This window comes from Sphingomonas metalli (genome assembly GCF_014641735.1).
Taxonomy (GTDB): Bacteria; Pseudomonadota; Alphaproteobacteria; order Sphingomonadales; family Sphingomonadaceae; genus Sphingomonas; species Sphingomonas metalli.
The window spans coordinates 749,157-770,218 of record NZ_BMIH01000003.1; the positions used below are offsets into that span (position 1 = coordinate 749,157).

Below are 21,062 nucleotides of genomic sequence, written 5' to 3' on the forward strand. Positions count from 1 at the left end.
TAGGGAGTCGCGGGGGGGACGGCTAGGGTTTGCGGGGGGAGTTTGATGCCGGGCGGGCGGTCTGGCCGGCAGACTTAGGACCTCTCTCCCCCGTCATCCCCGCGAAGGCGGGGATCCAGACGCGCGGGAGTGTTCCGCATTACTCGCAAAGGTCAGAGAATATGGATCCCCGCCTTCGCGGGGATGACGAGAACGGAAAGTCACCTCCCATGTCCCACAGCGTCACCCCGTCGCGAAGAGCTTCGTCCCCACCACCCCCACCACGGTCAGCGCCATGAACGCCGCCTGCGCCGGCGGAACGCGGTCGCCGAAGACGATGACGCTGCCGATGATCACGCCCACCGCGCCCAGCCCGGTCCACACCGCATAGGCGGTCCCCGCCGGGATGCCGCGCATGGCGAGCGCGAGCAGGCCCATGTTCACGAAGCTGAGGACGATCGGTACCGTCGATGCCTGCCATGTCGCGGCCGTGGCCGCCCATTTCAGGCTGAGCGCCCAGCAGATCTCGGTGACGACGGCGATGGCGAGGACGAGCCACGACATGGGCGAAACTCCCACGGGCTCGGACTGTCAGAGGCGGGGCCGCCGGAAACCCGGAAAGAGGCGGACCGGCCGGAAGAGATTAATTGGGGCGGCCGAGTCCCGCGATCGCCGAATCGACCATGCGACGGTCGGCATCGGCATTGTGATGCTCCGCGATCAGCAGCCCGGCAGCCTTGGCCGCCGCCTCGGCAGCGCGGGCGCGGACCTCGGCCAGAGCGGCGCGCTCGGCGGCGGCGATCTTGTCCTCCGCCATCCGCGCACGACGGTCCATCAGCGCCTCGGCATCCGCCTTCGCCTTGACGACGATCGCGTGCGCTTCCTGATGCGCATGGGCGCGGATGGTGGCGGCCTCGGCTTCGGCCGACTTGGCCTTGGCGGCATATTCGGCGCGCAGCGTCTCCGCCTCGGCGCGCAGCTTGGCGGCCTCGTCGAGCTGGCTGCGGATCGCGGCGATGCGGGTGTCGAGCATCGCGCCGATCGTCGCGGGCACGCGCTTGACCAGCATCAGGATCAGCACGACCAACGCCGCGATCGCGACCCAACCGGTGGTGTCGAAGCCCAACGCCTTCGCCTCGGCGACATGCTCCGTCCCGCCCGGCGCGGTCACATGTCCCTCCAGCCCGTCACCGCCGCGCATGTCGCGCTCGGTCATCGGGGTGGCGGAGGCCGCGTCGGCCAGATTGTCGGCGACAGCCGCATCGGCCTGCACGGTCGGGTTAGCCATGAGCGCGCACCTCCCGGACCGCATGGGCGGCCTGATCGACCGTCACGTCGACGCCGGACAGCTTGGCGACCAGATCGCGCGCCGCCTCGGCGGCGACCGTCTCCAGGCTCGCCAGCGCCTCTGCCTTGGCATTGGCGATGGCCAGATCGTGATGCCCCAGACGCTCGGCCAGTTCGGCATCGGCCGCCTTGACCTGCGCCTCGGCGGACTGGGCTGCCTGCGCCTTGGCCGCGTTGGTCTCGGCCAGCGCCGCAGTCCGCGCCGCGTCCATGTCGGCCCGCCACGCCTCTTCGGTGCGGTCGGCCTCGAGACGCGCCGCTTCGGCCGCGGCGAGATCACCCTCGACCCGCGCCTCGCGCGCATCGACGGTGGCCACGATCTTCGGCACCATCCCGCGGCCCACCACGAAGTAGAGCAGGCCGAAGGTGATCAGCAGCCAGAAGATCTGCGACGCATAGGTGGCGGCGATCTGGGATATCTGGGGCATCAGAGTCCTCTGGGGAACCCTAGGGCGCCGATCGGACAGCGGGTGCTGCCCGGGCCGGCGCCGACAGGGATCAGGCGACGAAGACCAGGATGATCATCGTCACGAAGGCGAGCAGGCCGAGCAGCTCGGCGCCCGCGAAACCGATGAACAGGCGGCCCTGCTGGCTGTCCGCCGCACCCGGATTGCGCAGCGCGCCCTCGAGGAACTTGGCGAACACGTTGCCCACGCCGAGCGAGGCGATGCCCATGCCGATCGCGGCGAGGCCGGCACCGATCAGCTTTGCGGCTTCTGCGTCCATTTCAATCACTCCAGTTCAGAAACAAGGTTGGTTGCGAAAACTCAGTGCAGGTTCACGGCGTCGTTCAGATAGACCGACGTCAGCAGCGCGAACACATAGGCCTGGATGGCGGCGACGAGCAGCTCGAGGAGCGTGATGCCGATCATCAGCAGGAAGCTGGGCAGCGTGATGAGCGCGGCATAGCCCGGACCCATGTTGATGCCGTTGATCACGAACGCGGCCAACACCTTCAGCAGGATATGCCCGGCGGTCATCGCGACGAACAGACGCAGGCCGAGGCTGAAGGGGCGCACGAGGAAGCTCATCAGCTCGACCACGAAGATCAGCGGGATCATCAGCGGCGGGGTGCCGTGCGGCACGAAGAGCGAGAAGAAGTGGAAGCCGTGCTTGCCGAAGCCGACGATCAGCACGATCGCGAAGGAGATGATCGCCAGCACGCCGGTGACCGTCAGATGGCTGGTCACGGTAAAGGGATGGACACCCGGCACGACGCCGAAGGGCAGCAATCCCAGGATGTTGGCGAACAGGATGAACATGAAGAGCGAGAAGACATAGGGCACGAACCGCTTGCCCGCGGGCCCGACGTTCGAGGTCAGCATCGACGAGACGAAGCCGGTGAAGCCCTCCACCGCCGCCTGCCAGCGTCCCGGCACCAGTTCGCGCTTCATGCCGCCCAGCATGAACAGCCACAGCGCGACCAGCGTCACGACCATCCACAGCGCCGAGTTCGTGAAGGACAGGTCGTATCCGCCCACCACCCAATGCGAGCCGCCCACCGGCTCGATCAGGAATTGGTGCATCGGGTCGATCTTGCCGCCTTCCGCTGCCGCCACTGTGTCACGCTCCAGATTACGAAAAAGCGCTCGGATCACTCCGGGCGCTCGTTTCCGATACGAATGATCTGCCTGAACGCGACGGCTATTCCGAGGAACAGCATCACGATCAATCCCCAGGGCGTCGTGCCGAACCAGCGGTCGATAAGCCAGCCGATCAGCGCGCTGCCAACAAGACTTCCGATCAGGGCGGCGATCACGCGGTTGCCCTGGGCATAGCCCCGGCCCCCGTCCTGTTTCACCCCGCTCCGCGCCGCTTCGGCCGCCCGCGCCTGGCGCAAGCGCTCATCGAGCGCGGCCAGCCGCGGATCCTCCGCGTCGTGGAAGTCCTGCCCGGAACCGTCATCCGCCACGCGCCATCCCCTGCCAAAACCATGTTGAAGCGGGGGAAACACGCAAGTGCGGCGAGCGACCCCGCCAAGGCGCCGTCGCTTTAGAAAGGGGGGCCGGCCAAGTCAACCGCGCCTTGTGACAGCTGTGTTAATGCGGAGTGTAGGGCATGAAGACGCTCCATCCCCGCTCAGGGAAAGATCGGCTACACGCAGCGCGGGTCGCGGGTGGGGGCACCGCCGCCGCGGGTCTGCCAGTTGCCCGACGGGTCGCGATACTTCTCGCCCGCCTGGGTCTGCGCGATCAGGTTGCAGCCGCTGGTGAAGGCGAGCTGCTCCACCGTCGCGCCGCTCGCGGCCGCCTTTTGCGTATAGGCGGCCTTGCGCTGGATGTTGATGTTGTTGACCAGCGCCCGCAGCTCGGGCGTGGCGGTGCCGACGATGCCGAGATAGCCGTCCGGCTGCTCGCCCACCTGCCCCGCAGAGCGCGCCGCGGCATAGGCCGGGTCGCGCTGCGCCCAGGCGGCGACCGACAGGCCGGCGAGGCCGAACGCGGCGGCGGTCAGGATAAGGGCCTTGCGGTTCATCAGAAAATCCCCGGGTTCTGCTGGATCAGCGACTTGGCCTCACTGTCGAGGCGGTACACCACTTCCTGCGTGACATTGATGTTCAGGTTGATCTCGATGGGTTTGTCCGGCGCGGTGATGTTGACGCAGCCACCGGCCAGCAGGCCCGCCGAACAGATCGTCATCCTTCGCATCGTCGTCAACATGGAACGGTTCATCGCACGGTCTCGCTTGCGGGGGGCTGAATGGGGGTGGCGGGTGCGGGCTGGTCAGGCGGAGCGGTGCGGCGGTTCTGCTCCTCGAGCAGCGCGGGCAGGTTGCGCTGGATGAGGCGCCGCGGATCGTAGAAACTGGCAGCCGAATCGATCAGGCCGCGAAACGGCGCACGGATGCGCACGTTGAAGACGAACGGCAGCCGCTGGAGGCGGCGGATGAGGAAATTGCTCTTCGCCCCCTGCCCCTGGCTGACCCCGGCGAAGCGCACATCGGTCACCATCTCGCCCGCCAGCGGCCCGTTGAGGGTGAGGGCGAGGCTGCGATAGCGCAGCGAGCGCAGCGCCTGGAAGGCGAGATTGCCCCAGATGCCCAGCTGCTCCTGCCCGAGCGCGCCGACATAGGCGATCGTGCCCCCGCCCGGCCGCACGACGAGGCTGCCATTCTCGATCCGTCCGCCGGCCTGGTCGAAGATCATCGGCAGCGTTCCGTCGAACGTGCCGGTGGCGTTGAGATTGTCGAAGTCGAACTGCTGGAGGAACTGGTCCGCCCGCGCGCCCGCGACATGGAAGGTCAGCCGCCGCGCCCGCTGCGCGTCGAAGTCGAGCAGCGACGGATCGAGCGTCAGCGCGCCGCCGGCAAAGGGCCATGCGGCCCCCTCCACCTGCACCTGGGTGCCGCCGAGCAGCTGGTAGCGGACGGTGCCGTTCTCCACCGCGATGCCGGGGTTGACGCTGGCGACGCGCGCGACCTGGTGCGGCGGGGTGTGGAGACCAAGCAGGTCGTCGAACCGCACGCGGCCCGCGATGCCGGTGGCTGGGCCGAAGGCGGCGGCGAGGTCGATCCCCTTCGTCCCGAACTCGCCGCGGCTGGTGACGCCCGCCGGACTCCAGTCGATCCTGCCGGCGCCGTCGATCGTTCCGCGCACATCGGCGACGACTCCGAAGGTGAGCGGGGTCAGCAGCTCGGGCTGGAATCCGTCGAGGAAGGTGATCGCGGGCACGGCGATATCGGCACGCCCTGACCCCGAGGGCAGATCATGGCCGATCGTGACGGCGGCGACGCGCGTTGCGGTGGTCGGCTCGTAGAGCGCGCCCGCCACCGCGATCCGGCTGCCCTTGAGGGTGAAAGCGATATCCCGCGCGTCGAGCGCGCGGAAGCGCGGGGTGGGGTCTGCATCGGCAACGGTAGCGCGGCCTTGCAGCGACAGCGCGCCGCGATCGAACCGCCAGTCTCCGGCGGCGGCGGACAGGAGCAGCGGGACCGTGCCGATACGCCCGCCCGCGCCGGCGAACCGCCCGGCGACGGCTCCGTCGGCGAGCCGTCCGTCGATCTGCGCCGCGGCGAGGCGGGTGGCGGCCGCACCGGTGCCAAGAGTGGCCGCGACGTCCTCCAGGGCGAAGCCTCGATCTCCGAGCCGAACCAGGCCGCCGCGCATCGCGACGTCGAGCGGCGTCGCGCCGAGCCTGCCGGTCAGGCGGGTGGCGGCCAGTCGGGCGCCGCCGCTCACGCCGCCGGGGCCGCTGGCGACCAGCGCGGAGCCGGTCGCGCACAGGCGCAGGCGTGCGGGGTCGAGCGTCAGGCCGCTGATCGCCAGCCGCCGAAACGCGACGGGCGTGCAGCCGGGATCGATCGCGAAACCGCCATCCGCGCTCCGGGTCACGACCAGCGGCATGGCGAGACCCTCGATCCGTCCATCGCCGATCGGGCCATCGAGCGAGACCCGTGTCGCCAGCCGCAGCGCGCCCGAGGGTCGCCACGACACCGTCACCGGCGATAGCGCGAGCCTTGCATCGCCGGCGGCGTAAGGCCCGACGGCCACCGATCCCTCGATCGTCCCGCCGCGACGGGTCAGCGAGGCGGAAAGGTCCGGCAGCCCTCCCCCACCGGCGCTGACCGTCGCGGCGAGGTTGCGCACCGCTCCGTCACGCCAGGTCACGGCCGGTCGGCCGTCGACCGCCAAACGCGCGCCGCTGGACGCGAAGAGCGCGGCGGACTGGATGCGCAGCATAGTTTGCGGACCGGATTTTACCGAGACCCTCGCCTCTCCCGACAGGTCGCCCGCCGCAGCGCCGAGCGCGCGGTCGAGCCTGGCGAGGAGCGGCGCCACCGGCGTCCCCGCGACAACCGGCCATCGCGGCAGACGCGCGCGCAGGTCGGCACCGCCGACCGCGACACGCCCATCGAAGCCGGTGCCGTCCGGCGTGACGCGTAGCCGCCCGTCGAGACGCGCGCGCCGGGCGCTGACGCCCTGCGCGCTCACGCCGGTGGCGGTGAGATCGACCGGACCGGCAAAGGCGGTGCCGCCGCCATGATCGAGCTGCACCACGCCATCCGCCCCATCTGCGCGCAGGCCCGGGATCTGGACCGGGCCGCTTGCCAGCCGCGCCGCCAGAGTGGATCCACGGTCTTGGCCGAGCAGCAGTTGCGAGGCGATGTCCGCGCGCAGCGCCGCGATGCGGGCCTCACCGCACGCCAGGGTCCCGACCCGGGTCGGCCCGGTCAGCGCCACCCGATCCCGTCCTTGGCTGGTCACCCGCAGCGCTGCGCGCACGCCGGCCAGATCGCAGCCCGGCACGGAGAGGCGCGGTGCAACCAGTGCGAGCGGCCCGGCAAAGCCGTCATCGAGGCGACCCTGCCCTGCCGCCGCGAGCAGCACCGGACCCCAGGGGGTCGTCAGTCGCAGCTCGCCGCGCGCCAGTGTCAGGTCCAGCGACGGCAGCACCGGCCCCCCGCCCCCGCCCCTCGGGATCAGCCGGTCGAGCGTGCCGAGCGACAGACGTCCGTCCACGATGCGGCCGCTGATCTTGACGCGACCCACTTCGAGCGATTTCAGCCAGGGTCCGGTCAGGCCCAGGCCGGTGCGGGTCTCGATCCAGTCGGCGACCAGGTCGGGCGCCGCGGGATCGCCGATCACGACATTTTCCAGCCGCTGGTGACCCGGCTCCAGTTCGGTCAGCGTGTAGCGGATCGGCAGGTCCGCGGGCAGGACGCGCGCATCGATCACCCGGGTCGCGATCGGCCGCCGTTCGATCCAGGCCAGGGCTCCGATCGACACCGCCACCATCAGCGCGATGTAGCGGCGCTTAGGGCGGAAGCTGCGTGGGGTCGGTGCGGCGGGCGCGCCCTCGATCTCCTGCACGCCCGTGTTCACTCCCGTCTACCGCGTAGCCCGGCTTGTAGATGGCCCGCCGGTCGGCCGCAATGGACGGCGCGGGATGCACGAACGGGCTCCCGCAGCGGCCGTGCGGAAGCCCGTTGCGAATATCTCCGGCGCTTACTTGGCGTCGTCGGCGGTCTTGGCGACGGTATTGCCGGCCGAACTCACGTCGCGGCCCACGCCCTCGACGGTGTTGCAGGCCGAGACCAGCATGACGCCGGCGACGAGCGCCAGTCCAACCAACTTACGCATTGCTATTCTCCTGACGGCGGAACTGCCGCCCATCGCAATGATCCGGGGGAATAATCGTTCCGCTAGCCGCACGATCGGCACCGCCTCGACGGCAATCTGCGCCGGACACGATTAAGGCCCGAAAACGTCACCGGGGGGGGGAGGGGGTGGACGCCTTCGGGCCTATGTCGTGGATCGCGAGAGCGGGGGGGCATAAGGTCGCGATCCGCATTGCATAACCACCCTCCCGATCCGGAGTTCCCAACTTTTCTCCACTCGAAGCAGATTTTTTCAGTCGCGGCCGGTTACGGCGAAGGCGATCTCGTAGGCGCCGGTGAGCGGGTCGTGATGGAGCTTCGAGCGGAGCTGTCGCGACAGCCCTTCCATGACCCGGCCATAGCGAGTGCTGGACAAGGTCTGGAGCGCATCGCCGTCGGTCAGCGCCCGCGACACGACGCGCAGCACCGCCCTGCCCTCGTCGGCCCCGGGCTTGACCGAGACCCGGATCTGCGCCGCCGGATCGCAGCTCGCCGCCAGCTCGATCGTCTCGGTGACGAGGAAGGCGAGCGCGACGGCGACGTCCTGGTTGACCAGGAAGGCGTCGACATCCAGCGTGAGGCCGATCGACTGGCGCTGGTCGGACGCGGTCGCGCGGATGTTCGATGACAGTTCGCCGATCATCGTGCGTAGGTTCAATCCGCGATGCTCCTCCATCTCGGCGAAATGGTGGCGGTGGACGACCGCCAGCGCGTCCACCCGTCGCTGGATCGAGGCATAGGCCGCGGTCGCGTCCGGGCTTTGTGCGCCGCGGGCATGGAAGGCGATCAGGCTGGAGATGACCTGAAGGTTGTTCTTGACCCGGTGGTGCACCTCCCGGGTGAGCTTGGTCTGGCGGCGGAGTCCCTCCGCCAGCCCCGCCTCGTGCGTCGCCACCGTCTCGCTGATCGCGCGGAAGGTCTCGCCGAGTGCCCGGATCTCCTGCGACGGCAGGCTGGTGGTGCGCGAATCGATCACCTCGCCGGGCGTGAAGGCCGCGACGCTGGTGCGCAGCTGGCGCAGCGGGCGCAGCAGCAGCCGGTCGACGACGAACCAGGCGATCCCCGCGGCGGCCGCCCACATCACCATCGGCAGCAGCAACGCGACGACCAGCGACGAGGTGACCGGCGCGCTGCTCACCGTGGTACGCAGGCCCAGCCCGGCGATGCCGAGATCCGTCTCCACCATCTCACGCCGCACGGGAACTCCGCCCTCCGGCGCCGGCTCCAGCGGCAACGCCTCGTCCTCCAGGATGAGCGAGGAGGAAAACGGCGTGGCGCGACTGGCGGGGCGCCCCAGCTCGCGCAGGAAGCTTTGCGGGAAGAAGGCCGTCGCACTGACCTTCGAACGATCGCCGGCCAGGGTCAGCAGCACCCCCTGCCCCTCGACGATCGCGGCGCGTACGCCCTCACCCGGCTGGGCGCGCGGACCCGGCGGCAGCTCCTCGCCGCAGAGCAGGCGTCCCTGCCGGTCGGCGATCTCGAAGCGGGCCCCGGCGGACGATTGCTGGGCGAAGACGCCTTGTGCCCGCGCGCAGCTGGGCAGATCCGCAGGGTCGCTGCCGAGCGCATCGAGCGCGACGCGCAGCGCGGTGGTGTCGCCGGACAGCTCGGTACGGATAGCCCGCGCGCTCTCGTTGGCGGCGATGCGCAGCCGGGAGCGCGCCTCGGCATCGGCGAGGCGCGTCGTCTGAAGCGTCGCGATGACGGCGATGAGCGCGAGCGGCAACAGCGCGCCGCTGAGGATTAGGAACAGCTTGGCGCCGGTCGGCAGCCTGCCCAAAGCGGAAAAGCGCGAGGTCGCCGCGCGGTCGGTCGGCGTGTCGGCAGCTTTGGGCGAGGCGTCTTCGGAAGCGGGCATGGCCCGCCGTCTATTTCAACTTGCCGAGAAGATCGAGAAGATCGTCAGGCACCGCCTCGTCGACGGCTTTCTGATAGACCGAGCGGAGCGCATTGCCGACATCGCCTTCCTTTCCGGTCTCGCCCTTGCCGGGCGAGCGCTTGGTGGTGGCGGCCTTCCTGTTCGTGTCCTGACCCAATCTACCCGTCTTCCCCCTTGGAGCCGCGTCCAGAATGCGCGGACGGCGCCTACATGATGGACGCAACCGCACAACCCGCTGCTTGCGCAGGTGCGACGCGAATATGTCCGATGAAACCAAATATGGTCTCGATGGTTCCCCGGTCAGATGCGATTTTTAGGCGCGGCTCGCGGGGAGCCGGCGGCTGTGTTTTCGCGTTGCATTGCGTCCCGTCCCCAGCGTTAATCGGGGGTGGTCGTCACTCAGGGAGTATCCATCGCTCATGTCGCTTGGTCAGCAACTCGCACCGCATCTTCCATTCCTGCGGCGCTACGGACGCGCTTTGACCGGCAGCCAGAGCCACGGCGACCGCTATGTTCGCGCCACGCTCGAGGCGATCGTCGCCGCACCCGACCAGTTCCCCCGCGACGTCGATCCGCGGCTCGGCCTCTACCGCATGTTCCAGGGCATCTGGAACTCGGCCAATTACGACGAGATGGAGGATCATCTCGGCAGCGAATTGCAGGGCGCCGAGGCGGTGACCCGTGCACGTCTCGCCCGGATGACCCCGTTGTCGCGCCAGGCGCTGCTGCTGACGGCGATGGAGGGCTTCACGCCGGAAGACGCCGCCTATCTGATCGACGTCGAGCCGAGCGAGGTCGATGCCCTCGTCGCCGAGGCGCTGGCCGAGATCGAAAAGCAGACCCGGGCGCGCGTCCTGATCATCGAGGACGAGCCGATCATCGCGATGGACATCGAGTCGATCGTCCGCGATCTCGGCCATGACGTGACCGGCGTCGCCGTGACCCGCGACGAAGCGGTCGGGCTGGCGATGGAGGATCGCCCCGGCCTCGTCCTCGCCGACATCCAGCTCGCCGACGACAGCTCGGGCATCGACGCCGTCAAGGACATCCTGGCCGAATTCGAGGTGCCGGTGATCTTCATCACCGCCTTCCCCGAGCGCCTGCTGACCGGCGAGCGCCCGGAGCCGACCTTCCTCATCACCAAGCCGTTCCAGCGCTCGACCGTCAAGGCGGCGATCAGCCAGGCGCTGTTCTTCGACCAGTCCACCGCGCCGGTCGCCGCGGCGGAGTGACCGGCAAAAAGTTGCGGACCCAAAACGATCGCGGAAGGTTGTACGCCCATGGCTGACAATGACGAAGGCGTTCATATCTCGGGCCAGGAGGCCCGGGCGGGGTCGACCCCGCATATGACGCGCTACATCCTGCCGATCTCGCTGGCGCTGATCATCATCATTTTCGCGGTGATGGTCTTCCGGTGAGGGCGATCGAGCCGGCGGGCGGGTTGGAAAGCCCCGCCCCGCTCCCTATTTTGGCCGGGCGGCGTGCTAGCCCGAGCCACATGATCGGACAAGAATGACTGAGTCCCAGTTGCGCGACGACGCAGCCGACGAGAATGCGGGTGGCGAAGTGGCGCCGGTGGAGCACGTCTCGCTCTCCGATCCGGAGTTCAAGACGCAGCTGGCGCAGGTGATCCCGCATCTGCGCGCCTTCGGCCGCTCGCTGTCGGGCAGTCGCGATCTGGCCGACGATCTCGTCCAGGAAACGCTGCTGAAGGCTTGGGCGGCACGCAAGCGCTTCCAGGCAGGCACCAACATGCGCGCCTGGACGTTCATCATCCTGCGCAATCTCTATCTTTCCCAGATGCGCCGCGCGCGCTTCAAGGGCGAGTGGGACGATCTGGTGGCGGACCGGATCCTCGCCGCTCCGGCGAGCCAGGACCGTCATGTCGAACTGGGCGACATGCAGCGTGCCCTGATGCACCTGCCGCAACCGCAGCGCGAGGCGCTGATCCTGGTCGGCGCGGGCGGCTTCGCCTATGAGGAGGCGGCCGAAATCTGCAACGTCGCGGTCGGCACGATCAAGAGTCGCGTCGCCCGCGGCCGCGTGGCGCTGGACGCGCTCCTGACGCAGGGCGCGCTGCCCTCACGGCGGGAGCACGAGGTCGACCCGAACAAGACGGCGCTGGATTCGATCATGAGCGACGTGGATAATCTCAGCCGCGGTCGGTGAGCGGCTGAGATTTTGACGGGGAGGCGCGGAGGGCTCGGAGCGGTCGCGCCCTCTCTACCCGTTCGTGCTGGGCTTGTCGGCGCACTGATCTTCCCGGCCCCGAGCAAGCCGCTCAGACATAACGGACCGGCCCTTCGACTACGCTCAGGGCGAACGGGATCGGCGGGGACAGGCGCTCGCAACGGAGCGCCCACCAATCAATCGAAGCCGCGCTCCAGGAAGCCAGTGGCCATCGCGCAATGCAGCGCGATCCCCTTCGCCATGATACGCTCGTCGATCGTCATATGCGTGTTGTGCAGGGGCGGGTTCGTCGCCGGATCGGTCCCTTCCGGCGCCGCGCCGATAAAGGCCATCGCGCCCGGCATCTCTCGCAGGACGAAGGCGAAATCCTCGCCCCCCATCATCGGCGCGCGCATCGGCTGCCATGCGTCTTCGCCATCGAGCGCCACCGTCGCGCGGCGGAAGAGCTCGACCGCGCGCGGATCGTTCTGCGTCACGGGGTAGCCGGTATCGATCCACGCTTCCGCGCTCGCGCCATGCGCTGCGGCGATCCCCTCGACGATACGGTGGAACGCCTGATGCATGATCGCGCGCGTATCCTCCGACAGGGTGCGGAGCGTGCCGAGCAGTTCGACCGTGTCGGGGATGATGTTGTGCGCACCCGAGCCCGCCTTGATCGAGGTGATCGAGAGGACGGCGGGGTCGTGGACCGCGATGCGGCGCGCGATGAAGGTCTGGAGCGCCAGCACGATCTCGCAGGCGATCGGGGTCGGATCGATATTCTCGTGCGGCATCGCCGCATGGCCGCCACGCCCGGTGATGCGGGCGTGGACCGTCTCCGCCGAGGCGAGAAGCGGGCCGTTGCGGGTCACCACCGCGCCCATCGGCATGTTGGGCGAGATATGGAGCGCAAAGGCGGCATCGGGTGCGGGATCGGCGAGCAGCCCGTCGTCGAGCATGTGCTTGGCGCCGTGATAGCCTTCCTCGCCCGGCTGGAACATGAAGACGACCGTGCCGGGAAGGCTGTCCGCCCGCGCGCACAGCGCCTTGGCCGCGCCGACCAGCATCGCGGTGTGCGAATCGTGGCCGCAGGCGTGCATGCGGCCGGGAATCGTGCTGGCGAAGGTCAGCCCGGTTTCCTCCTGCATCGGCAGCGCGTCCATGTCGCCCCGCAGCAGCACGGTACGGCCATTGTCGCCTGCCCGGCCCTTCGGCCGCAGGATCGCGATCAGCCCGGTGGTGGAGGGACCTTCCCGAAACTCCAGCGGCAGTCCGGCGAGCGCCGCCTTGATCTTGGCGGTGGTCATCGGACAGTGGAGGCCGATCTCCGGCTCGGCATGGATCGCGCGGCGCAGCGCCACGGTCTCGCCGAGCAGCGCTTCGGCGCTGTCGGTCCAGTCTGCCACGGTGTCGGTATAGTCGAGGGACATGGAGTCGCTTCCTTCAGCCGCGGAAGAGGTTGCCGAGCACGCCACGCGCGATCTGGCCGATCAGACCGCCGCCCGACGACCCGCCCCGCCCCCGCGAGCTGGTGCCGAACACCTGCTTGCCGATCTCGTTGGCCACCTGCCGCCCGATCGAGGAACTGGCGGAGCGCGCGGCGGAACTGGCCATCTTGGTCCAGGGATTGTTCGCCACCTCGCGCTCGGCCTGACGCTGAGCCTGCGCGTCGAGCCGGGCCTGTCGATCCGCGTCTCGCTGCGCGGCCAAACGGGCCCGCTCAGCGTCCTTGGCGGCGCGGGCGTCGTCCTTGGCCTTCAGCGCGGCATCCTTCTCCGCCTGGTCCGCCGCCTTGGCGGCAGCCGCGGCGGCGGCGGCCTCGTTGGTCTTGGCGGCAAGGATCTCCTCGGCCGACTCCCGGTCGATGGCGTGGTCGTATTTGTCGCCGATCGCGTCGGTCTGGACTAGCACCTTACGCTCGTCGGGCGTGACGGGACCGACCCGGCTCTGCGGCGGCTTGATCAGCGTCCGCTCGACCGGCGAGGGAGATCCATCGGGCTGGAGCAGCGACACCAGCGCTTCGCCCACCTTGAGCTCGGTGATGGCGGTCGCGACGTCGACGCCGGGATTGGCGCGGAACGTCTCCGCTGCCGCGCGCACCGCCGCCTGATCGCGCGGGGTGAAGGCGCGCAGGGCATGCTGGACGCGGTTGCCGAGCTGGCCGGCCACCTTGTCGGGGATATCGAGCGGGTTCTGGGTGATGAAGTAGATGCCGACACCCTTGGAGCGGATCAGCCGCACGACCTGTTCGATTTTGTCGAGCAGCGCGTCGGGCGCCTCGTCGAACAGCAGATGGGCTTCGTCGAAGAAGAAGGCCATGACCGGCTTGTCGGGATCGCCCACCTCGGGCAGCTGCTCGAACAGCTCGCTGAGCAGCCAGAGGAGGAAGGTGGCGTAAAGCTTCGGGCTCGCCATCAGCTTGTCGGCGGCGAGGATGTTGACCACGCCGCGCCCGCTGTCGTCGAGGCGGATCATGTCCGTCAACTCCAGCGCCGGCTCGCCGAAGAAATGTTCGCCACCCTGCGACCGCAGCTGGAGCAGCGCGCGCTGGATCGCGCCGACCGATTGTTTGGAGACGTTGCCGTAGGTGGTGGTCAGCTCCTCCGCGCGCTCGGCGCAATGGGCGAGCAGTGCCTGGAGATCGTCGAGGTCGAGGAGCAGCAGCCCCTCCTTGTCGGCGAGGTGGAAGGCGATGGTGAGGACGCCTTCCTGCACCTCGTTGAGCGCCATGAGCCGGGCGAGGAGCAGCGGACCCATTTCGCTGACCGTGGCGCGGACGGGATGGCCCTGCTCGCCGAACAGATCCCAGAATTGCACGGGATTGTCCCGATAGGCCCAGTCGGCCTCTCCGACCTCTTGCGCACGGGCGGCGAAGGTCGCGTGCATCTTGCCGGTCGGCGATCCCGCCATGGCGAGGCCGGACAGATCGCCCTTCACATCGGCGACGAAGCAGGGAACCCCCGCCGCCGAGAAGCCCTCGACGATGCCCTGGAGCGTCACCGTCTTGCCGGTGCCGGTCGCGCCCGCGATCAGCCCGTGACGGTTGGCGCGGCGAAGCTCGATGGCCTGCGGCTTGCCGCCGCCCAGGCCGATGAAGATAGCGTCGGTCATCGACGCGAACTCTACTGCGCGGACCGGTCAAAAGAAAAGGGCCGCCATCCGGGTTTCGGAGGGCGGCCCCGGTCCTATGCTCACCGTTCGCGCTGAGGAGGCATCGAGCTTGCCGAAATGCCGTCTCGAAGGGCAGCTGCCCTTCGACGAGGCTTCGACTTCGCTCAGCCCCCCCTCGGGACGAACGACGACGCGCGCGGCCTCAGCTCTTCAGGCGCAGCGGCACGAAGGCTGGATTGCCGCGTCCGCGCTGGACGAGGGCAAGGACCTGCGGACGGTTGGCCGCCTTGGCCTGCGCCACGACCTGCGTCATGTCGCCCGAGCTGCGTACCGGCACTCCGTTGATTGCGGAGATCACGTCGCCGCGGCGCAGCTTGCCGGCCGCGTCGCTCGACGGATCGACCTGCGCGACGACGACGCCCTGCACGGTCGAGTCGACGCCGATCTGTCGCGCGATCGCCGGGGTGAGCGGCTGCACGACGAGCCCGAGCGCGCTCGACGCCGGCACGGCCTGGGTCGGCGCATCATCCCCGCCCGAGAAGTCGTCACCCTGCCCGGTCAGCGCCGCCAGTTCCTGGTTGGAAGGCCGCGCCGCGACGGTGACGTTCACCGTCTGCGGACGGCCGTTGCGCAGCACGTCGAGACGGGCGGTCTGCCCCGGCTGGACGTTGGCGACGAGATAGGACAGCGTCGTATCCGGCGTCACGGTCTGGCCGTTGACCTTGGTCACGACGTCGCCCGGGCGCAGCCCCGCCTTGCCAGCCGGACCGTCTGCCGTCACGCCGGCGATCAGCTCGCCCTGGTTCTTGGGGATGCCCAGCGCCGCGGCGGCATCGTCGTCCACCCCGCCGCCCAGCGTCACGCCCAGATAGCCGCGCTGGATCTTCACGCCCTTCATCAGCTTGTCGATGATCGGCTTGGCCTCTTCGGCCGGGATGGCGAAGCCGATGCCGATATTACCGCCCGACTGCGAGAAGATCTGGCTGTTGATGCCGATCACGTCGCCGTTCAGGTTGAACATCGGGCCGCCGGAATTGCCCTGGTTGATCGAGGCGTCGGTCTGGATGAACCGGTCATAGGCGCCGCCCTGCCCGGTCACGCGATGCACCGCCGAGACGATGCCTGCGGTCACCGAACCGCCGAGGCCGAACGGATTGCCGATCGCGACCACCCAGTCACCCGGACGCGCCCGCGCCGAGTCGCCGAACTTCACATAGGGCAGGTTCGCCGCGTCGATCTTGAGCAGCGCGAGGTCGGAAGCCTCGTCGCGGCCGATCAGCCGGGCGGTATATTCCTTGCGGTCGGGCAGCGTGACGGTGATCGACTCGACGGTGGCGCCCTGCGCCGGCGCGACGACGTGATTGTTGGTCACGACATAGCCATCGGCCGAGATGATGAAGCCCGATCCGAGCGACTGGCCCTCCCGCTTCTGCGGGCGGCCGTTCTGCCCCTGCTGCTGGCCGAAGAACTGCTCGAACGGCGTGCCGGCGAACGGATTGGTCTGCTGCTGCGGAACCTGGATGCTCTGCTTGGTCGAGATGTTGACCACCGCAGGCTGAAGCCGCGCAACCATGTCGGCGAAGCTCCCCGGCGCACCGGCACGGGGTGCGGCCGCCTGGATGGCGCCGGGCTCGTTCTGCGCGGTCTGTGCGGTACCCGGCTGGAGGGCGAGGGTCGCGGTCGCGCCGCCGAGCAATAGGGCACCGGTAATGGCGTATGCGTAGCGCACTGTATTCAGTTCCTCTCGTTCGTCGTTCGAACCCGGCGGCTTGTCGCCGAAATCGGCTGAACGATGGTTGAATATGAACGGACGGTCAGCGTCCCCGTCCCTCGAACTCACGTAGATACGAATTGTTCGGAGACAAGATGATCTGCGTCGCTCCATGGCCATCTGTATTGCCATCGGCCGCGAAGGTTCGGCGGTAGGACTGCATCGCACGATAGAAGTCGTAGAAATCGGCATCCTTGCCAAAGCTTTGAGCATAGATGCGGGCGGCCGTCGCATCCGCATCGGCCTGGACGATACGGGCCTGGCGCTGTCCCTCGGCGGCGATGGTGATCGCCTCCTGCTGGCGCGCGGTCTGCATCCGGCGCAGCGCGCTTTCGAGCGGCGTGCCCTCCGGAAGCTCGGCCTCCTTGATGCGCACGTCGACGATCTCGACACCATAGCGGTGCGCACGCCGGTCGAGGCTGTCCTGGATCGCGTCCATCACCTCTCCCCGTTCCGGGCTGAGCAGCGCGGTGAACGGCACCTTGCCCAGTTCGTTGCGGAGCGTCGAGCCGAACAGCGGACGCAGCTGGTTGGCGACATTCTCTTCATTGCCGGCGGTCGCGATCATCAGCCGCGGATCGACGACCCGAAAGCGCGCGAAGGCGCCGACGTTGAGCCGCAGCTGGTCGTTGGAGAGGACCTGCGTATTCTCGAGATCAAGGTCAAGCACGCGCTTGTCGACCCACACAATCCTATCGAGAAAGGGCACGCGCACGATCAGCCCCGCGCCCGAGCTGCCGATCGTCTGCCCCGCCTCGTAGCGGTTCACGACGCGGATCGGCTGGGCCAGGCGATAGATCACCGCCTGCTTGGTTTCCGGCACGATGGAGAAGGTCGCCGCCGCCAGGATGACGACCAGCAGCGCGGCGATGCCGAGCGCGACGGGATTGCGCCAGAGGGCGGGGTTCACTGCGCGCCTCCCTGCTGGGGCGCGGGCGTCGGCTCGGCCACCTGGCGCGCATTGGGCACGGGCAGATAGGGAACGACGCCCTGCGGCTCGACGATCGTCTTGTTCGACTTGGCCAGCACGGCCTCCATGGTCTCGTAATACATGCGCCGGCGGGTGACCTCCGGCGAGAGGCGATACTGTTCGTACACCCGGTCGAAGGCGGCGGCCTCACCCTGCGCGGAGGCAATCACCTGCTGGGCGTAGGAGCGCGCCTTGTTGACCGCGCCCACCGCCTCCTGCTGGGCGGCAGTCACCTTGTTGAAGTCGTCGACGATCTGCTGGGGTGCGGCGGCACGGTTGATCGACACGTCCTGGATCCTGACGCCGGAGCGATAGGAGTTGAGGATCGCCTGCATCGTCTCGGCGACACGCTGCTCGATCGTAGTGCGGCCGGCGCCGAGTGCCTGATCGAGCGTGGTCGTCGCCACGACCGCCCGCATCGCGCTCTCCGCCGCCGCGCGCACCGTCTCCTCCGGCTCGGCGAGCTGGAAGACGAAGTCGCGCGGATCGGCGACGTTCCAGCGCACCGAATAGGTCAGGTCGACGATGTTCTGGTCGCCCGTCAGGGTCAGGTTGACCCCGTCGCCGCGCGGAAAATTCTCGATGCGGACGCGCTGCACGTCGACCGTCTCGACCCGCGCGATCGGCGCGGGCGGGGTGAGCTGAAGCCCGGGTGCGAGCGTGCCGGCATAGCGACCGAAATAGGTAACGACGCCGCGTTGCTGGGCGCCGATCTGGTGGATCGAGGTGAAGACCAGCCAAGCGCCGACGAGCAACGCGGTGCCGATCGCCCAGAGCAGCCGCGGGCTGGCGCCGGAGGGCAGGCCCGGAAAACCGCCATTGCCGCCACCGCCGCCCGACCCGCGAGCCTTTTTGAGGAACTCGTCGAGCGCCGTCGGCTTGGCGGGGCCGCGCCGGCCGCCAGGCGGGAGCGACCAGGGATTGCGCGGGCCCTCCCCGTCGCCGTCGCCCTGGCCCCAGGGGCCCTTGGCATTGTCCGAAGCGAGGATAATTCGGCGCTTCCCCCAGCGCGGCAGGATGGTCATCCTCCTTCTATAGGAAGGGCGGCCACCGAAAAACAGTGGCAAGCGTGCGCCGTCGCCCTATCTGCCGCGCATGGCAGATACGGGATCGGTGAAGGCGGCGATCGCCGCGGTGGCGGGCACACGCGCGACGGTACGCCGGACGGGCGACAGGATCGGCGTGGTGCTGGACGCGACGGGCCTCGCCCCCGCCGCCCGCGACGCGCTGGAGGCCGCGGTGAAGGCCGCCGCGCCCGAGGCGCGCGTCATCGTCACCGCCGAGCGGGCGCAGCGCGCCCTGGTCGCAGTCGCCAGTGGCAAGGGCGGGGTCGGCAAATCGACGCTCGCCGCCAACCTCGCCATCGCGCTTGCGCGCGGCGGGCGGCAGGTCGGGCTGGTCGATGCCGATATCTATGGTCCGTCGCAGCCGCGGCTGATGGGTGTGGAAGGGAGCAGGCCCGAGGCGCTGGAGAAGCAATTGATCCCGGTCGCCACGCCCTGGGGCGTGCCGATCCTGTCGATGGGCCAGCTCGTCGCGCCCGGTCAGGCGATCGCGTGGCGCGGGCCGATGGCGGCGGGGGCGCTCGGCCAGCTGGTCGAGGGGGCGTGGGGCGCGGCGGACACGCTGCTGCTCGACCTGCCGCCCGGCACGGGTGACGTGCAGTTGACGATGGTCCAGAAATATCGCCCGGCCGGCGCGGTGATCGTCTCGACTCCGCAGGATCTGGCGCTGATCGACGCAACGCGCGCGATCGACCTGTTCACCAAGGCGGGTATCCCGATCATCGGGCTGGTCGAGAATATGGCCGGCTATGTCTGCCCGCATTGCGGCGAGGCGTCCGACCCCTTCGGGCAGGGCGGCGCAGAGGCGGCGGCGGCCGAGCTGGGAATCCCCTTTCTCGGCCGGGTGCCGCTCGAGCTGGCGATCCGCCGCGCCTCCGACGCCGGTGCGCCGCCGGCGGCGCACGGTGACGACCGCGTGTTCGCGCCGATCGCCGCGCGGGTGGCGGACTGGCTGGCGGCGCGCTGAACCGCGAGGCGCGCGTGGCGTTCTGCCCTGACCGACAGGAAAGGACGTGCCGCCATGCCGCTCACCGACGATGCCGATCTGCGCGAGTTGCTGGAGAATGCGCGAACGATCGCGATGATCGGCGCGTCCGACCGGCCGAACCGCCCCTCCTTTGGCGTGATGGCGATGCTCCAGCGGCACGGCTATCGCGTGATCCCGGTCAATCCGCAGATCACCGGCGAGCATGTCCATGGCGAATTCGTGTTCCGCGACCTGTCGCAGCTGGGTGATCGGATCGACATCGTCGACATCTTCCGCAACTCCGCCGCCGCCGGCGAAGCGGTCGATCAGGCGATCGCGGCGGGGGCGAAGGCGGTGTGGATGCAGCTCGGCGTCGTCAACGAAGAGGCCACGGCGCGCGCCGAGGCGGCTGGACTGAAAGTGGTGATGAATAGGTGCCCCGCGATCGAGATCCCGCGGCTGGGCGTGGCGCCGGTCGCCGGCTGATCGCCTTTACGTTACGCCGGTGGTACGGTAGATCGGCGACCTCCCCGGAGGACCGCCGATGCTGCCGTTGCTGATGCTGATGCTGGCGACCGAACCGGAGGCGATGGTCGATACCGCCCGCCGCCTGACCGCCGCAGATCCCGGTTGCCGGAAGAGTGCCGACAGCACCGACATCACCGTGTGCGGGCTGCGCAACGCCGACCGGTTCCGGGTGCCCTTCGTCGGCTATGACCCCGGCGATCCACGCGCGGAGAGCGTATCGGGCGAGCGGAACCGGCTGCTGGCGAAGACCGATAATTGTCAGGAGCGTCGCGCAATCCTCGTCGGTTGCGGCTTCGTCGGCGCGCATATGACGACCAGCGCCCGCGGCACCAGCGTGACCGGCGCACGGAAGCTGGCGCCGTGATCGCCGCGGTGCTGCTGACACTGCAAGCCGCAACGCCCGCGGTGCGGCTGCCGCCGCCGGGCCCGCCGGAACGGATCGTGCTGCTCAATTGCCCGAAGAGTACGGGCGACGAGGTGGTGGTGTGCGGCGAATCAACCGACGCGCTGCCGCCGGAGGAACGCGGGTCGAAGGACCGGCCGCGGGCGTCGAACCCGGATATGACCGGCATCGGTGCGCTGGCGGCGGCAGCGCCCGTCTGCGGAGCGCGACAGGGCGGGTGCGCGAGCGGCGTCAACCTGTTGGGTATGGGCACCGCGGCGGTGCGGCTGGTGGGCAAGCTGATCGATCCCGACAGCTGCTGCGACCAGCCGGGCGAAGCGACCAGTGTCGGCAAGCTGGTCGGCGACGTTGCCAAGGCCTTTCGGAAGAAGCCCGACAAGTCGCAGCGGGTCGCGATCGATCTGGACGCGCCCCCGCCGTCCACCGCGGGGAGGCTAACACCTTAGGCTGCCTCTTAACCCACCCGACGCCGTCCCAGCAAAGGCGAGACCTTTGAAAAGTCTTCGGCCCACCCCGGCGAAGGCTGGGGCCCAGTTGGGGGACGTCCGTAAGTTACTGCAAAGCTTCACCCAGCTGGACCCCGGCCTGCGCCGGGGTGGACGCGAAATGTTGAGCGCCCGGACTTTCGCAAAGGTCTCCCTGCGAACTTCCGGTGATCGCGCCGGGAAGGAGCCGCGGGAGGCCCCAGCCTTCGCTGGGGCGACGGTTTGAGCTGGGGACCTTCGGCAACAACCCGTTCGTGCTGAGGAGAGGCTGAGCGCAGCCGAAGCCCCGTCTC

At 69.1% G+C, this 21,062-nt stretch carries 24 protein-coding genes; 7 read left to right on the forward strand and 17 right to left on the reverse strand.

Features of this window, described 5'->3' with window-relative positions; genetic code table 11:
- Positions 1-222: 222 nt before the first annotated feature.
- The 12 genes from IEX18_RS13960 to IEX18_RS14015 all read right to left on the reverse strand — a co-directional run bounded on the left by IEX18_RS13960 (position 223) and on the right by IEX18_RS14015 (position 9,458).
- Positions 223-543 (reverse strand): DMT family transporter, encoded by a 321-nt coding sequence (locus IEX18_RS13960; RefSeq protein ID WP_188659333.1) that lies wholly within the window; start codon positions 541-543, stop codon positions 223-225.
- Between the two features lie 79 nt (positions 544-622).
- Complete coding sequence (locus tag IEX18_RS13965; protein WP_229664571.1) at positions 623-1,267, reverse strand: F0F1 ATP synthase subunit B; 645 nt, start codon at positions 1,265-1,267, stop codon at positions 623-625.
- Positions 1,260-1,754, reverse strand: a complete 495-nt coding sequence (locus tag IEX18_RS13970; RefSeq protein WP_188659334.1) for a F0F1 ATP synthase subunit B family protein — start codon at positions 1,752-1,754, stop codon at positions 1,260-1,262. The genes IEX18_RS13965 and IEX18_RS13970 overlap by 8 nt, the downstream gene beginning before the upstream one ends.
- 70 nt (positions 1,755-1,824) lie before the next feature.
- On the reverse strand, positions 1,825-2,052 hold the full coding sequence (locus IEX18_RS13975; protein WP_007406947.1) for a F0F1 ATP synthase subunit C: 228 nt from the start codon (positions 2,050-2,052) through the stop codon (positions 1,825-1,827).
- A gap of 41 nt (positions 2,053-2,093) precedes the next feature.
- Positions 2,094-2,852 carry a F0F1 ATP synthase subunit A gene (locus tag IEX18_RS13980; protein ID WP_188659466.1) on the reverse strand — a complete coding sequence of 253 codons (759 nt, stop codon included), beginning with the start codon at positions 2,850-2,852 and terminating at the stop codon, positions 2,094-2,096.
- Positions 2,853-2,920: 68 nt separating this feature from the next.
- Positions 2,921-3,238 (reverse strand): AtpZ/AtpI family protein, encoded by a 318-nt coding sequence (locus tag IEX18_RS13985; RefSeq protein WP_188659335.1) that lies wholly within the window; start codon positions 3,236-3,238, stop codon positions 2,921-2,923.
- 182 nt (positions 3,239-3,420) lie between these two features.
- The gene (locus tag IEX18_RS13990) at positions 3,421-3,801 is read right to left on the reverse strand and encodes a YdbL family probable chaperone protein (protein ID WP_188659336.1); all 381 of its coding nucleotides are present in this window, start codon (positions 3,799-3,801) and stop codon (positions 3,421-3,423) included.
- On the reverse strand, positions 3,801-3,998 hold the full coding sequence (locus IEX18_RS13995) for a YnbE family lipoprotein (RefSeq protein WP_229664572.1): 198 nt from the start codon (positions 3,996-3,998) through the stop codon (positions 3,801-3,803). Before IEX18_RS13995 ends, IEX18_RS13990 begins: the two co-directional genes overlap by 1 nt.
- Positions 3,995-7,135 (reverse strand): intermembrane phospholipid transport YdbH family protein, encoded by a 3,141-nt coding sequence (locus tag IEX18_RS14000; RefSeq protein WP_229664573.1) that lies wholly within the window; start codon positions 7,133-7,135, stop codon positions 3,995-3,997. The genes IEX18_RS13995 and IEX18_RS14000 overlap by 4 nt, the downstream gene beginning before the upstream one ends.
- A gap of 135 nt (positions 7,136-7,270) precedes the next feature.
- Positions 7,271-7,405 (reverse strand): entericidin A/B family lipoprotein, encoded by a 135-nt coding sequence (locus IEX18_RS14005; RefSeq protein WP_188659337.1) that lies wholly within the window; start codon positions 7,403-7,405, stop codon positions 7,271-7,273.
- A 270-nt stretch (positions 7,406-7,675) separates the two neighbouring features.
- Entirely contained in the window at positions 7,676-9,280 is a 1,605-nt protein-coding gene (locus IEX18_RS14010) for a sensor histidine kinase (protein WP_188659338.1), read from the reverse strand.
- A 10-nt stretch (positions 9,281-9,290) separates the two neighbouring features.
- Positions 9,291-9,458: a NepR family anti-sigma factor gene (locus IEX18_RS14015; RefSeq protein ID WP_188659339.1), complete on the reverse strand. Its 168-nt coding sequence runs from the start codon at positions 9,456-9,458 to the stop codon at positions 9,291-9,293.
- Between the two features lie 262 nt (positions 9,459-9,720).
- Here IEX18_RS14015 and IEX18_RS14020 point away from each other — a divergent pair, with 262 nt between their 5' ends.
- The 3 genes from IEX18_RS14020 to IEX18_RS14030 all read left to right on the forward strand — a co-directional run bounded on the left by IEX18_RS14020 (position 9,721) and on the right by IEX18_RS14030 (position 11,470).
- Positions 9,721-10,533 (forward strand): response regulator, encoded by an 813-nt coding sequence (locus IEX18_RS14020; RefSeq protein ID WP_188659340.1) that lies wholly within the window; start codon positions 9,721-9,723, stop codon positions 10,531-10,533.
- Positions 10,534-10,581: 48 nt separating this feature from the next.
- Positions 10,582-10,719, forward strand: coding sequence for a hypothetical protein (locus IEX18_RS14025; RefSeq protein WP_188659341.1), 138 nt, complete (start codon positions 10,582-10,584; stop codon positions 10,717-10,719).
- 94 nt (positions 10,720-10,813) lie between these two features.
- Positions 10,814-11,470: a sigma-70 family RNA polymerase sigma factor gene (locus tag IEX18_RS14030; RefSeq protein ID WP_188659342.1), complete on the forward strand. Its 657-nt coding sequence runs from the start codon at positions 10,814-10,816 to the stop codon at positions 11,468-11,470.
- Between the two features lie 197 nt (positions 11,471-11,667).
- Here the strand turns inward: IEX18_RS14030 and IEX18_RS14035 are convergent, their stop codons facing one another.
- The 5 genes from IEX18_RS14035 to hflK form a co-directional block, all read right to left on the reverse strand.
- Positions 11,668-12,900: a M20 metallopeptidase family protein gene (locus IEX18_RS14035; RefSeq protein WP_188659343.1), complete on the reverse strand. Its 1,233-nt coding sequence runs from the start codon at positions 12,898-12,900 to the stop codon at positions 11,668-11,670.
- Between the two features lie 13 nt (positions 12,901-12,913).
- Positions 12,914-14,581, reverse strand: coding sequence for a helicase HerA-like domain-containing protein (locus tag IEX18_RS14040; RefSeq protein ID WP_188659344.1), 1,668 nt, complete (start codon positions 14,579-14,581; stop codon positions 12,914-12,916).
- Positions 14,582-14,783: 202 nt separating this feature from the next.
- Positions 14,784-16,310 carry a Do family serine endopeptidase gene (locus IEX18_RS14045; protein ID WP_188659345.1) on the reverse strand — a complete coding sequence of 509 codons (1,527 nt, stop codon included), beginning with the start codon at positions 16,308-16,310 and terminating at the stop codon, positions 14,784-14,786.
- 85 nt (positions 16,311-16,395) lie between these two features.
- Positions 16,396-17,262: a protease modulator HflC gene (gene hflC, locus IEX18_RS14050; RefSeq protein ID WP_229664574.1), complete on the reverse strand. Its 867-nt coding sequence runs from the start codon at positions 17,260-17,262 to the stop codon at positions 16,396-16,398.
- The gene (gene hflK, locus IEX18_RS14055) at positions 17,259-18,347 is read right to left on the reverse strand and encodes a protease modulator HflK (protein ID WP_188659346.1); all 1,089 of its coding nucleotides are present in this window, start codon (positions 18,345-18,347) and stop codon (positions 17,259-17,261) included. The genes hflC and hflK overlap by 4 nt, the downstream gene beginning before the upstream one ends.
- Before the next feature lie 70 nt (positions 18,348-18,417).
- Between hflK and IEX18_RS14060 the strand changes: the two genes are divergently transcribed.
- Genes IEX18_RS14060 through IEX18_RS14075 form a run of 4 tightly spaced genes read left to right on the forward strand, consistent with a single transcriptional unit; the run spans position 18,418 to position 20,730 of the window.
- Positions 18,418-19,353: an Mrp/NBP35 family ATP-binding protein gene (locus IEX18_RS14060; RefSeq protein WP_188659347.1), complete on the forward strand. Its 936-nt coding sequence runs from the start codon at positions 18,418-18,420 to the stop codon at positions 19,351-19,353.
- 54 nt (positions 19,354-19,407) lie between these two features.
- The gene (locus IEX18_RS14065) at positions 19,408-19,839 is read left to right on the forward strand and encodes a CoA-binding protein (protein WP_188659348.1); all 432 of its coding nucleotides are present in this window, start codon (positions 19,408-19,410) and stop codon (positions 19,837-19,839) included.
- 58 nt (positions 19,840-19,897) lie between these two features.
- Positions 19,898-20,245: a hypothetical protein gene (locus IEX18_RS14070; protein ID WP_188659349.1), complete on the forward strand. Its 348-nt coding sequence runs from the start codon at positions 19,898-19,900 to the stop codon at positions 20,243-20,245.
- Positions 20,242-20,730 (forward strand): hypothetical protein, encoded by a 489-nt coding sequence (locus tag IEX18_RS14075; protein WP_188659350.1) that lies wholly within the window; start codon positions 20,242-20,244, stop codon positions 20,728-20,730. The genes IEX18_RS14070 and IEX18_RS14075 overlap by 4 nt, the downstream gene beginning before the upstream one ends.
- Positions 20,731-21,062: the final 332 nt, after the last annotated feature.